The following is an 11064-nucleotide window of genomic DNA, read 5'->3' as shown; positions in this document are numbered from 1 at the left end:
GGCCGGGTTCGCCGGGCAGACGGTGACGCTGCGCTTCACCGGCACCGAGGACGTCGTCGCCGACCATCCGGCGATCGCCCGCAAGATCAGCATCGGTTCGTCGTACGAGGGCCGCGACCTGATGGCCGTAAAGATCTCCGACAACGTCGGCACCGACGAGAACGAGCCGGAAATCCTGTTCAACTCCCAGCAGCACGCTCGTGAGCACCTGACCGTCGAGATGGCGATCTACCTGCTCAACCTCTTCACCGACAGCTACGGCAGCGACTCCCGGATCACCAACATCGTCAACGGCCGGGAGCTCTGGATCGTGCCGACGGTCAACCCGGACGGCAGCGAGTACGACATCGCCACCGGGTCGTACCGGTCCTGGCGCAAGAACCGGCAACCCAACAGCGGCTCGTCCAACGTCGGCACCGACCTGAACCGCAACTGGTCCTACAACTGGGGATGCTGCGGCGGCTCGTCCGGCACCACCTCGTCGGAGACCTACCGGGGGCCGTCGGCGTTCTCCGCGCCTGAGACGCAGGCGCTGCGCAACTTCGTCAACGGCCGGGTCGTCGGCGGTGTGCAGCAGATCAAGGCCAACATCGACTTCCACACGTACTCGCAGCTGGTGCTCTGGCCGTACGGCTACACCACGGCGAACACCGCGACCGGGATGAACGCGGACCAGTACAACACCTTCGCCACCATCGGTCAGCAGATGGCGGCCACCAACGGCTACACCCCGGAACAGTCGAGCGATCTCTACATCACCGACGGAGACAGCCTCGACTGGATGTGGGCGACCCACAACATCTGGGCGTACACCTTCGAGATGTACCCGGGCTCGTCCGGCGGCGGCGGCTTCTACCCGCCCGACGAGGTGATCCCGGCGCAGACGTCGCGCAACCGGGAGGCGGTGCTGCTCCTCAGCGAGTACGCCGACTGCCCGTACCGGGCCATCGGCAAGCAGGCGCAGTACTGCGGCGGCGGTGGCGGAACCACTGTCTGGTCGGACACCTTCGAGACCGCCACCGGCTGGACCATCAACCCGTCCGGCACCGACACCGCCACCCTCGGCGCGTTCGAGCGGGGCGCCGCCCAGGCGACCACGTCCTCCGGAGCCAAGCAGCTCACCCCGTACGCCGGATCCAACGACCTGGTCACCGGCCGGCTCGCCGGCTCGGCGGCCGGTGACTACGACGTGGACGGCGGAGTGACCAGCGCCCGGTCACCGGCGGTGACACTGCCGTCGTCCGGCACGCTGACGCTCTCGCTCGCCTGGTACCTGGCGCACGGCTCGAACGCCTCGTCGGCGGACTACCTGCGGGTGAGCGTGGTGCACAACGGCGGCACCACAGCGCTGCTCACCCAGGCCGGCGCGGCCAGCAACCGTAACGGAACCTGGGCGGTGGCCAACCTCAACCTCACCCCGTACGCCGGCCAGTCGGTCCGCGTGCTCGTCGAGGCGGCGGACGCGTCCGGAGCCAGCCTGGTGGAGGCGGCTGTGGACAACGTCACCATCACTTCCTCCTGATCGGGTGGGGCCCCGTCCCGCCCCGGCGGGGCCCCACCACCCGCTCCTGAGCCTCCAGATCCGGGACAAACCCCTCGTGCACAAGGGCTCTGCGATCGACCCACGCTGATCGGCCCTTGATCGATCCGGCACGTCCCGGCGGTGCGCTACCGTCTTAGCGACCAGTCCGCAGCGAAGCCGGTGCTCATCCCGGCGCTGTCCCGCAACTGTGATGCCCCACCGGTCGGTGGGGACGAGCCAGGTCGCCTACGGATCGGTCGCGAAACGCGCTCTCGAGGAAGGGCGCCTCGTGGGCGGGCGTACGAAAGTCCCTGTCGGCGAAGCACCACACTCCTCGACCGACAGGAGGCCCCTATGAACAGACGTACCCCTCGAATCTTCGCGGCGACCCTCGCGGTCGCCGCGCTCGCCCTCGGCGCCTGCGCCGAGAAGGCCGACGACAAGCCGAGCGCCGGCACCGCTGCCGCCGCGTACCCGGTCACCGTCGGCGCGCTCACCCTCGACAAGCGCCCCGAGAAGATCGTCGTGCTGTCGCCCACCGCCACCGAGATGCTCTTCGCGATCGGTGCCGGCCCGCAGGTGACCGCCGTCGACGACCAGTCGAACTACCCGGCCGACGTGCCCAAGACCGACCTCTCCGCCTTCCAGCCGAACGCCGAGGCGATCGCCGGCAAGAACCCGGACCTGGTGGTGCTCTCCGATGACCGCAACAAGATCGTTGAGCAGCTCGGCAAGCTGAAGATTCCGGTGTACCAGACCCCGGCGGCGGTCACGCTCGACGACTCGTACCGGCAGATCACCGAGCTGGGCACGCTGACCGGTCACGCCGACCAGGCCACCGACGTCGCCACCCGGATGAAGGACGACATCGCCAAGCTGGTCAAGGACCTGCCGCAGCGCGCCGAGAAGCTCACCTACTTCCACGAGCTGGGCCCGGAGCTGTACAGCGCCACCAGCAAGACCTTCATCGGCTCGCTCTACAGCCTGGCCGGCCTGACCAACATCGCCGACCCGGCCGACGCGGACGGCAAGAACTTCGGCTACCCGCAGCTGTCCCAGGAGATCATCGTCAAGGCCGATCCGGACTTCGTCTTCCTGGCCGATGCCAAGTGCTGCCAGCAGAGCGCCGACACGGTCAAAGCGCGCAGTGGCTGGGCGGGCCTCACCGCGGTGAAGAACAACCAGGTCGTCGCCCTCGACGACGACATCGCCTCCCGCTGGGGCCCACGGGTCGTGGACCTGCTCCGGGTCATCGTCGACGCGGTCGCCAAGGTGCCGGCGTGACCGTCGTCCGTCAGTGACCGGGCCGCGACAGGTGTCCGATCCGGCACCAACCGGTCAGCCGACCGAGCCGCCACCGTCATCCCTGCGGGCCGAGCCACATTCCCCGGCCCGGCCCGCCGGGCTGCGGTCCACGGCCCGGCCCGCCGGGCTGCCGTCCGGGGCGCGGCCCGCCGGGCTGCGCATGCGGTGGCTGGTCGCGGGCCTGGTGGCGGTGCTCGTCGCGCTCGTCGTCGGGGTGTCGCTCGGCCCGGTGAGCCTGCCCCCGGGCAGCGTCGCCGCCGAGCTGCTCAACCTTTTTCCCGGGGTGCACCTCGACAGCGGGCTGACCGAACGTGAGATCGCGATCGTCACCGAGCTGCGCCTGCCCCGGGTGGTGCTGGGCCTGCTCGTCGGCGGTCTGCTCGCCCTCGCCGGTGGTTGCTACCAGGGCGTGTTCCGCAACCCGCTGGCCGACCCGTACCTGCTCGGTGTGGCTGCCGGCGCCGGCCTCGCGGTCACCGCGGCGATCGCCCTCGGCGGCGCCGGCCGGCAGGGCACGCTCTCCGGGTTGCCGATGACCATTCCGCTGGCCGCGTTCGCCGGTTCGCTGCTCGCCGTCACGATGACCTACGTGCTCGGCGCGGCCGGTGGCCGACGCGGGTCACCGGCCATGCTGATCCTGGCCGGGGTGGCGGTCTCCGCGTTCCTCTCCGCCGGGCAGACGTACCTCCTGCAACGCAACGCCGACACCATCCAGCCGGTGTACTCCTGGTTGCTCGGCCGGCTGGCCACCGCCGGTTGGCACGACGTGCTGCTGGTGCTGCCGTACGCCGCGCTGACCACAGTGGTGGTGCTGCTGCACCGCCGCGAGCTGGACGTCCTCGCGGTCGGCGACGACGAGGCGAGGAGTCTGGGCCTGCACCCGCAGCGCACCCGGTACCTGTTGATCGCCGCCGCCTCGCTGGGCACCGCCGCGGCGGTCTCCGCGACCGGCCTGATCGGCTTCGTCGGCATCATCGTGCCGCACACCGTCCGGCTGCTCGCCGGGTCCAGCTACCGGGTGATCCTGCCGATGTCACTGCTGTTCGGCGGCGCGTTCCTGGCGCTGACCGATGTGGTGGCCCGCACCGCCGCCGCTCCGTCCGAGCTGCCCATCGGAGTGGTGACCGCCCTGCTGGGCGGCCCGTTCTTCGTCCTCGTGCTGCGGACCGCCCGGCGAGCGCTCACGTGAGCCGCGAACCCGCCGCCGGCACGCCGGCCGTCGAGGTGCGCGGGCTGTACGTCGACCTCGGTGGCACGCCGATCCTGACCGGCGTCGACCTCACCGTCGCCGTCGGCGAGTGGGTCACCGTGATCGGCCCGAACGGCGCCGGCAAATCCACCCTGTTACGCGCCGTCGGCGGCCTGCTGCCCGCGCCGAAGGCGATCACTCTCTTCGGTGCGCCGAGTGCCGCGCTGCGCCGCCGGGACCGCGCCCGGATAGTGGCCACGGTGGCGCAGTCCCCGGTGGTGCCGCCCGGCATGTCGGTGCTGGACTACGTGCTGCTCGGCCGCACCCCGTACATTCCGACCCTGGGCCGGGAGTCGACAGCCGACGTCGACGCCGTGCACGAGGTGCTGGGGCAGTTGGACCTCGCCGGCTTCCACCGTCGCGAACTGGCCACCCTCTCCGGCGGCGAACGGCAGCGGGTGTTCCTCGCCCGCGCGCTCGCCCAGGGCGCGACGCTGCTGCTGCTCGACGAGCCGACCAGCGCGCTCGACATCGGCCACCAGCAGGACGTGCTCGAAGTCGTCGACCAGCTGCGCCGGGAGCACGGCCTGACCGTCCTGGCCACGATGCACGACCTCTCCCTGGCCGGGGAGTACGCCGACCGGATGGTGATGCTCGCCGCCGGTCAGGTGGTGGCCGCCGGAACTCCGACCGAGGTGCTGACCGAGGAACTGCTCGCCACCCACTACCGGGCCAGCGTCCGGGTGGTCCCCGGCTCCCACGGCCCCCTGGTGGTCCCCGTCCGTCCCACCCGCCCCTGAGCACGCGGGCGCTGGGTCAGGGGCCCAGGTCGATGACGGAGAAGAGGGCGCCCTGGGGGTCGCGGAGGGCGGCGAAGCGGCCCGCGGGGATGTCGCGGGGCGGGACCAGGATCGTTCCGCCCAGCTCGGCGGCGCGGGCCGCGGCGGCGTCCGCGTCGGCAACCGCGAAGTACACAGTCCAGTACGCGGGCAGGTCGGCCGGGAAGTCGTCGGCCAGCGGCGGCATCATCCCGGCGACGATCTGTGTCCCGAGCCGCCACCCGGTGTACGTCATCGCGCCCACCGCCTGGTCGTCGGGCTGCCAGCCGAACACCAGCTCGTAGAAGACCTTCGCGCCCTCGGGGTCGGGGGTGACCAGCTCGTTCCAGCTCATCGCGCCGGGCACGTTGAACACCTCGGCACCGGCCATGGCCAGCGGCTGCCAGACGCTGAACGTGGCACCGGCCGGGTCGGCGAAGACCGCCATCCAGCCCCTGTCGAAGACCTCGAACGGTGGTACCACGACCTGCCCGCCGGCCCGTTCGACCCGGCCGGCGACCAGCTCGGCGTCGTCGGTGGCGAGGTAGGTCGACCAGATCGGGATCTGGTCCGGGATCGCGGGCGGGCCGGCGCCGGCCACCGGCTTGCCGTCGAGCAGGAAGACCGTGTAGCCGCCCGCCTCGGGTTCCGGGGTGACCCGGCCGGTCCAACCGAACAGCTCCGGGTAGAAACGCCGCGCGTCGGTCAGGTCCGGGGTGGCCAGGTCGGCCCAGCAGGGCGTACCCGGCGGGACGGTGCTCACGTCAAGACCCCTCTCGGCCCGGCGGCCACGGCGGCCCCCTGCCGGAATCCTGGCACCGTCCCGCCGCAGCCCGGGGCGGAAACGGACGAATCGTCAGCTGAACCGGCGACCCTCGTCCCGTCGGTACGCCCAACCGGCGAGCGCGGCGAGCAGCACCACCCAGACACCGAGCATGATCAGTGCCAGCGGTTGCACGTCGTAGTCGGCCACCGACGCCCACATCAGTTCCGCAGCGCCCCGGGTCGGCAGGTACGGCGCGATCGTCTCGATGAACCCGGGCGCGTCGCCCGGCGCGGAGAGCAGCCCGCCGCCGAACGCCAGCGGCAGGAAGATCAGCTGTGCCACCACGATCGCCGCCTTGCTCGGCAGCAGGTAGCCGATGGCGAGCCCCATCAGCGTGAACGGCACCGAGATGACGGCCACCGTCCCGAGAGCCAGTAGGAACGCCGCCGGCGTGACCTGGGCCGCGGTCAGCGTCGCGCCGATCACCACGACCGGGATCAGCGACAGGTAGGTCAGCGCCAGGCCGGCCAGCACCCGGCCGGCGAACCGCGGGCCCGGCCCGGTCGGCAGGGTCCGGGTGTACGGGTTCCAGGGCTGGTCGCGGTCCTCGGCGACACCGACGCCGTACTGGAAGATGTTGGCGCTCATCACCGAGAAGGTGACCATCGACGCGGTGGCGTAGGTGGCACCGACCGGATCGTCACCGGCGAACGGCACCACGAAGAAGATCATGGAGGCGGCCGGGAAGAAGGCGCTGCCGAAGACGGCCACCGGAATCCGGATGATCTCCAGGAGTTGGTAGCGGGCGTGGACCAGGGCGAGCTGCACGGTCGCCTCCTCAGACGGTGGTGGGTCGGCCGCCGGCAGCGGCGGTGGCGGGACGGTCGTCGGCAGCGGCGGAACGGCCGGTGCCGGCGAGCGTGTCTTCGCTGGACGCGTCTTCGCTGGTGATGGCGAGGAATGCCTCCTCCAGCGAGGTCGGCCGTACCTCCAGGTCGGTGAACGGGGTCCGGGCCGTGACAAGCGCTCGGACCAGTTCGTCGGCGTCGGTGGTGAGCAGGTGCAGCCGACCGTCGACCCGTTCGGTGCGAACCACCCCCGGCAGGTCGGGCAGGTCATCGGCGACCAGGCTGACCCGGCGTACGCCCACGATGCCGCGCACCGCGTCCACCGTGTCGTCGGCGAGCACCCGGCCCTGCCCGATGACCACCACCCGGTGGGCGAGTGCCTCCACCTCCTCCAGGTAGTGGCTGCTGAGCAGCACGGTGCCGCCGTCGTCGTGGAATGCCCGGATCGCGTCCCAGAGGGTGCGCCGGGCGGCAACGTCCAGGCCCGTGGTCGGTTCGTCGAGCAGCACCAACCGGGGCCGGCCGACGAACGCCAACGCCACCGCCAACCTGCGGCGTTGCCCGCCGGAGAGCCCACCGGTCTGCCGTCGGGTCAGGTCGGCGAGGCCGAAGCGGTCGAGCAACTCCGCCCGGGGCACCGGGTCGGGGTAGTGCGCGGAGACGAAGTCGACGACCTCACCGACGCGCAGTGTGCTGGGCGGGCCGGTTTCCTGCATCGTGACCCCGATCTGTCGCCGGCTCGCCGGGTCGCGGGGGTCGCCCCCGAACAGCTCCACCCGCCCTGAGCTGGGGCGGCGCAGGCCCGTCAGCAGTTTCATCAGGGTGCTCTTGCCGGCGCCGTTCGGCCCGAGCAGGCCGACCAGCTCACCGGCTTGGACTTCCAGGTCGACACGGTCGAGCGCGAGGACGTCGCCGTACCGGCGGCTGGCCTGGTCGGCGCGGGCGAGGGTCATGGCTGCTCCTTCGACGGGGTGGGGTCGAGCAGGGCGCGGATTGCTTCGGTGTACTCCTCGAACGCCAGCCGACCTCGCCGGCTGAGCCCGACCAGGGTCGTCGGAGTGCGTCCACGATGGGTCTTGCTGATCTCCACGTAGCCGGCGTCCTCGAGTTTGCGCAGGTGCACCGAGAGGTTGCCGGCGGTCATCGCGAGCAGCTCCTGCAGGCGGGGGAACGCGATCTTGTCGCCGACGTTGAGAGTGGAGAGGCTGGCGACGACCCGCAGCCGGGCCTGCGCGTGGATGACCGGATCCAGCTCGGTCACGGCTGCTGTCGCTGTCGCTGCCGCCGCCGGGCGAGCGCGCCGGCCACCAGCATTCCGCCGCCGCCGGCCAACGCCACGACGAGCGGGTGCCAACCCGGCCCGGCGAACGCCCCGACCAGGTTGATCAGGCTGATCCAGACGCCCAGCCGGAACAGGTCCTGGTCCAGCCAGACCGCCCCGCCGGCCATGTGCAGGGCACCGGTCAGCCCGACGGCGGTCGCCGACCAGAGCAGCGCCGCCAGGTCGTGCGGCAGGTGTTCGGAGATCCGGCCCAGCCCCGCGTAGACGCTCACCGTTCCGAGCGCCCAGGCGTACCCGTACCACTTGCCGCGCCGGGCGGAGTCGCCGGTCACCTGGCCGTAGGCCCGCATGCTGACCACCGCCTGGGTCGCTCCGGCGGCCGCGAGCAGTACGAAGAGGACGGTCAGCGGCAGCCAGCTCGGCAGTGCGACCAGCGCCCGATCACCCGGGGGGAATCGCAGGAAGAACAGCCCGAAACCGACCAGCCAGGCGACACCCCACGGCCAGTAGAGCAGGCGGGCGTCGGGATCGAGCTGGCGTGCCGTCGCTGACCGCTGGTCCTGGATCAGCCGGAGCGCCGCCGCGGCGTCAGTGGGTGGTGAATCATCGTCGAGGTCCACGCAAACTACTTTACGACACAAAGTCGAGCGGGGTGACCCCGTCATCACCGACGGGACCCCCCGATGCCGGCGAGCATTGCCTATGGTGGTTCAGTCGTGACGACTGATCCGTCGCACAGGCCACAGGGGAGGGTTCGTGTCAAGCCCGAGCAATGAGCTGGAGGTCCAGCCGGAGGCTCTGACGGCGTTCGCCGCCGGGTCCAAGGATCGGGCGGCCCGTTTCCGCGAACTGCACCGCGCCTTCGGCGACGGGCACGTGCCACGGCACGCCTTCGGGGTGATGCCGGCGTCCTTCAACCTCGCGGCGTCGTACGCCGAGCAGTTCGAGGCGTGCCTTCAAGGGCTGGCCGACGGCGCCGAGATGATGGCTGACATCGCCGAAGGGCTCACCGACACCGCCGCCGCCTACACCGGCACCGACGTGGCCAACACCGACCTCTTCGTGCCCGGCCGCCCGCCCGCTCCCGACCTCATCGCACCCGGCCCCTGGTCGGGTGGCAACGGCGCTCCGACCGGTTCGGTGCCGGCGTGAGCACCGAGGCGTTGCAGCGCAACAAGACCTACTTCGAGCAGATCGTCTCGGGCACGCCCGAGCCCTTCAAACCGCTCTCCAACGCGGTGCTCTGGCCGTTCGAGCAGCTGTTGGAGCTGGTCGCCGGCGAACCGGACGACCTGATGCGGGCCGCGCAGCTCTGCCTGGACACCGGCGCGGCCGTACGGGAGATCGCCGGTGACCAGATCGCCGACCGGGCCCGCCTGCGTGGCGCCTGGTCGGGCGACGCGGCCGAGGGCTTCCACGCCTCCATGGAGTCGGTCGAGGCGGCGATCGAGGAGCTGGCCCAGGGGCTCGACGGCACCAAGGACGTGCTGGTCGAGGCGGCGAACGCGGCGGTGGACGCGTTCAATCTGCTGGTCGAGCTGATACTTGAGTTCCTGCTCTGGTTCCTCACCGAGGTGATCATCGCGGCGGTGGCCGCGGCGCTCAGCGCCGGCGTCTCGTTGGCCGCCACGGTGGTCCGGGTGCTGGCCCGGCTGGCCACCACGGTGGGTCGGATGGTCAAGATCGTCGCTCGGTTCGCCGAGGTGCTCACCCGCCTCGCCGCCCGGCTGGGCAAGGTCGCCGGGCAGCTCCGCAAGTACGCGGAGACCGTCATGGAGATCAAGAAGCGAAAGAAGCAGTACAAGCTGCTCAGCAAGGGCGGCTGGACGCCCGAGGGGCGGGCCTTCCAGGTCGAGAAGTTCAAGACCCTCTTCCCGGGCAAGTTCGTCATCAACCAGGTCTCGCCGGTCAACATCCCCGGGTTCGGCGGCGCCCTGCTGGACACCGGCGTGGGCCTGCACGACATCTCCGACGGGCAGAAGGACCGCAACTACCTGGTGGACGGCACGTACAGCGAGGACCTGGGCCCGTATACCGCGGGTGTGCAGAATGTCTTCGACTCCATCGTGAACTGAGAGGCAGCCATGACCTTCCCCGCCCTGGACCGAATCGAGGCGCTGGCTCGCAACCTCGACGGATGGCAGCGGCAACTCGCCGATCGGATGGCGGAGCTGGAGCAGACCAGCGCCGAGGGTGTGAGCGACTCCGGTCTGGTGCGGGTCACCGCCGCGGCCGACGGCAAGATCCTTTCTTCGGAGCTGAACGCGCGGGCGATGCGACTGGACTCCTACAGCCTGGCCGAGGAGTTCACCGCAGCCGCCAACCGGGCGCAGGAAGCCGCCGCGGCCCGCGTCCGGGAGTTGGTCGGGGAGGTCATCGGCGACGCAGGCGCCGGTCCGCGCCGGTCCGCCGACTACGAGGGACGTTGATGACGACCGACGGGAGCCAGACACGGTACGTCGAGGGGATCACCCGACTGCTGGCGGCCGGGGAGCAGGTGCGCGCGGTGGCCCAGGTGCGAGCGGGCGGCGGGCTGACGCCGGCGCCTCCTTCGCAGCCGTCGACCCCACCCGCCACCGGTGGGCCGGGCTTCCTGGGTGTCCTGCTCAACGTGCTGTCCCCGAACATCACCTTCGGCCGGGCGGACAACGCCGTCGACTGGCTCTTCTTCGGTGTCGGAGGTCGAGGCGACCCGGATTCCCAGGCATCCGTGCTGCACCACGCCCTGACCGCGGCGGCGAAGGGCCCCGGCCTTCGGACCCTCGTGCTGGGGGTCACCGACCAGCGGCTGCTGCTCGGCGCGACAGCACCCGTCGGCCTGCTCTCCAGCTCGACGGCGGACGAACAGGCGCAGGCCGACATCGAACTGCTCGGGTCCGTCCCGCGCACGACCGTCGCCGCCCGGGTCGGCAGGTACCGGTTGAACTGGAAACGGCTGCGGATCGACTTCGCCGACGGGTCGTGGCTGTCGTTCCACGTGCCGCTGGCCGACTCCAGCCGCCCGCTGCGGGAGGTCGCGGCAGCCCTGTCAGCCGGCTGAGCCACCGTCGAGCGGGGCGGGCAGCGGCGCAACGTGCAGCACCGCCAGCCGGGACACCGCCCGGGTGAGCACCACGTACAACCGGTGCAGCCCGCGCGGCTCGGCCGCGACGATCGCGGCCGGCTCGACCACCACCACATGGTCGTACTCCAGGCCCTTGACCAGCGTCGCGGGCACCACCGTGACCCGCTCCGCGGTCGCCACGTCGTCGGCGGTCGCGGTCTCGACACCGGCCTCGGCCAGCGCCGCGCGCAGGCCGTCGACCGCGTCGTCCGCGGCGATCACCCCGACCGA

At 71.3% G+C, this 11064-nt stretch carries 13 protein-coding genes and 1 pseudogene; 8 read left to right on the top strand and 6 right to left on the bottom strand.

Translation table 11 applies throughout. From position 1 onward, the window contains the following. The 4 genes from ABZ749_RS18510 to ABZ749_RS18495 all read left to right on the top strand — a co-directional run. Positions 1-1522, top strand: a 1522-nt coding sequence (locus tag ABZ749_RS18510) for a M14 family metallopeptidase (protein ID WP_357229276.1), incomplete at its 5' end; no start/stop codon positions are given. A 354-nt stretch (positions 1523-1876) separates the two neighbouring features. Continuing rightward, positions 1877-2806 (top strand): ABC transporter substrate-binding protein, encoded by a 930-nt coding sequence (locus ABZ749_RS18505; protein WP_357229273.1) that lies wholly within the window; start codon positions 1877-1879, stop codon positions 2804-2806. Positions 2807-2987: 181 nt separating this feature from the next. Next, positions 2988-4016, top strand: a complete 1029-nt coding sequence (locus ABZ749_RS18500) for an iron ABC transporter permease (RefSeq protein WP_357229278.1) — start codon at positions 2988-2990, stop codon at positions 4014-4016. Next, positions 4013-4816: an ABC transporter ATP-binding protein gene (locus tag ABZ749_RS18495; RefSeq protein WP_357229271.1), complete on the top strand. Its 804-nt coding sequence runs from the start codon at positions 4013-4015 to the stop codon at positions 4814-4816. The genes ABZ749_RS18500 and ABZ749_RS18495 overlap by 4 nt, the downstream gene beginning before the upstream one ends. Positions 4817-4832: 16 nt before the next feature. On the opposite strand, the gene ABZ749_RS18490 is transcribed toward ABZ749_RS18495, so the two are convergent. The 5 genes from ABZ749_RS18490 to ABZ749_RS18470 all read right to left on the bottom strand — a co-directional run bounded on the left by ABZ749_RS18490 (position 4833) and on the right by ABZ749_RS18470 (position 8350). Further along, entirely contained in the window at positions 4833-5597 is a 765-nt protein-coding gene (locus ABZ749_RS18490) for a VOC family protein (RefSeq protein ID WP_355004826.1), read from the bottom strand. A 93-nt stretch (positions 5598-5690) separates the two neighbouring features. Continuing rightward, a complete protein-coding gene (locus tag ABZ749_RS18485) occupies positions 5691-6428 on the bottom strand; it encodes an ABC transporter permease (RefSeq protein WP_357229269.1) in 738 nt (245 codons plus the stop codon). A 10-nt stretch (positions 6429-6438) separates the two neighbouring features. Next, positions 6439-7401 carry an ABC transporter ATP-binding protein gene (locus tag ABZ749_RS18480; RefSeq protein ID WP_357229266.1) on the bottom strand — a complete coding sequence of 321 codons (963 nt, stop codon included), beginning with the start codon at positions 7399-7401 and terminating at the stop codon, positions 6439-6441. Continuing rightward, positions 7398-7709, bottom strand: a complete 312-nt coding sequence (locus tag ABZ749_RS18475) for a transcriptional regulator (protein ID WP_357229263.1) — start codon at positions 7707-7709, stop codon at positions 7398-7400. The genes ABZ749_RS18480 and ABZ749_RS18475 overlap by 4 nt, the downstream gene beginning before the upstream one ends. Beyond that, complete coding sequence (locus ABZ749_RS18470) at positions 7706-8350, bottom strand: transporter (protein ID WP_357229260.1); 645 nt, start codon at positions 8348-8350, stop codon at positions 7706-7708. Before ABZ749_RS18470 ends, ABZ749_RS18475 begins: the two co-directional genes overlap by 4 nt. A 136-nt stretch (positions 8351-8486) precedes the next feature. Between ABZ749_RS18470 and ABZ749_RS18465 the strand changes: the two genes are divergently transcribed. Genes ABZ749_RS18465 through ABZ749_RS18450 form a run of 4 tightly spaced genes read left to right on the top strand, consistent with a single transcriptional unit; the run spans position 8487 to position 10770 of the window. Next, positions 8487-8882, top strand: a complete 396-nt coding sequence (locus ABZ749_RS18465; protein ID WP_355004831.1) for a type VII secretion target — start codon at positions 8487-8489, stop codon at positions 8880-8882. Then, a complete protein-coding gene (locus tag ABZ749_RS18460; protein WP_357196611.1) occupies positions 8879-9805 on the top strand; it encodes a WXG100 family type VII secretion target in 927 nt (308 codons plus the stop codon). The genes ABZ749_RS18465 and ABZ749_RS18460 overlap by 4 nt, the downstream gene beginning before the upstream one ends. 9 nt (positions 9806-9814) lie before the next feature. After that, entirely contained in the window at positions 9815-10159 is a 345-nt protein-coding gene (locus tag ABZ749_RS18455; RefSeq protein WP_357229257.1) for a YbaB/EbfC family nucleoid-associated protein, read from the top strand. Next, complete coding sequence (locus tag ABZ749_RS18450) at positions 10159-10770, top strand: hypothetical protein (protein WP_357229254.1); 612 nt, start codon at positions 10159-10161, stop codon at positions 10768-10770. The genes ABZ749_RS18455 and ABZ749_RS18450 overlap by 1 nt, the downstream gene beginning before the upstream one ends. Here ABZ749_RS18450 and ABZ749_RS18445 read toward each other — a convergent pair. Beyond that, positions 10759-11064 (bottom strand): annotated as a pseudogene (locus ABZ749_RS18445) (AAA family ATPase); the annotation flags it as partial. The gene ABZ749_RS18450 and the pseudogene ABZ749_RS18445 sit on opposite strands and share 12 nt — an antisense overlap.

The organism is Micromonospora sp. NPDC047753 (assembly GCF_040642735.1).
Lineage (GTDB): Bacteria > Actinomycetota > Actinomycetes > Mycobacteriales > Micromonosporaceae > Micromonospora.
The sequence above is the reverse complement of the archived record's forward strand: the minus strand, read 5'-3'. Positions and strand labels throughout refer to the sequence as shown.

What these genes read in the sequence shown, in the direction of transcription:
- ABZ749_RS18480 (WP_357229266.1), bottom strand. Translation starts at nt 7,401, where the DNA reads ATGACCCTCGCCCGCGCCGACCAGGCCAGCCGCCGGTACGGCGACGTC.
- ABZ749_RS18450 (WP_357229254.1), top strand. Translation starts at nt 10,159, where the DNA reads ATGACGACCGACGGGAGCCAGACACGGTACGTCGAGGGGATCACCCGA.
- ABZ749_RS18455 (WP_357229257.1), top strand. Translation starts at nt 9,815, where the DNA reads ATGACCTTCCCCGCCCTGGACCGAATCGAGGCGCTGGCTCGCAACCTC.
- ABZ749_RS18500 (WP_357229278.1), top strand. Translation starts at nt 2,988, where the DNA reads ATGCGGTGGCTGGTCGCGGGCCTGGTGGCGGTGCTCGTCGCGCTCGTC.
- ABZ749_RS18505 (WP_357229273.1), top strand. Translation starts at nt 1,877, where the DNA reads ATGAACAGACGTACCCCTCGAATCTTCGCGGCGACCCTCGCGGTCGCC.